The organism is Vibrio sp. Y176 (assembly GCF_033438945.1).
The window spans coordinates 1-534 of record NZ_JAWOQS010001100.1 but is presented as its reverse complement, the minus strand read 5'-3'; the positions used below and the strand labels follow the sequence as shown (position 1 = coordinate 534).

Annotated in this window: 1 protein-coding gene and 1 pseudogene; both read left to right on the top strand. The window is 47.6% G+C overall.

The window, feature by feature from the left end; genetic code table 11:
- Positions 1-140, top strand: a pseudogene (locus R7O13_RS30420) (ABC transporter substrate-binding protein); the annotation flags it as partial.
- A gap of 30 nt (positions 141-170) precedes the next feature.
- Positions 171-534, top strand: a 364-nt coding sequence (locus tag R7O13_RS30415; protein WP_318305663.1) for an alkaline phosphatase family protein, incomplete at its 3' end; no start/stop codon positions are given.

Here is a 534-nt window from a genome sequence, read left to right as displayed (position 1 = left end):
CAAAATCTGTGCAAGACAAGCTGATTGCAAATGACCAGTACAGCAACGTTCACCCAGTGACCGACTTCTCTGCATGGGAAAAATCAGCACGTAAGCTGCCACGTCAATGGCAAGAAAGTGTGTTGATTCACCAACAGTAACCTCCCTCCAAGAAGTATTGAGAATTTATCATGAGCAATAAGGTTATCCTTGTTGTTCTAGATGGACTGAACTATCAGGTAGCCCGCAATTGTATGGGCTACCTAAACGGTCTACTAGAACATGGTCATTCACGACCAGAAATGCGCGCCACGCTTTACCCCGTGCAATGTGAACTCCCTTCAATGTCGCGTCCACTGTATGAGTGCATTTTAACTGGGGTTCGCCCCGTAGAAAGCGGCATTGTGAACAACAATATCGTTCGTCTGTCGAATCATGATTCCATCTTTAGTTTGGCAAAATCGCAAGGCAAAGTGACGGCGGCAGCGGCTTACCACTGGGTGAGTGAACTCTATAACCGCGCCCCGTTTGAGCCGATTCGCGATCGTTTTACGA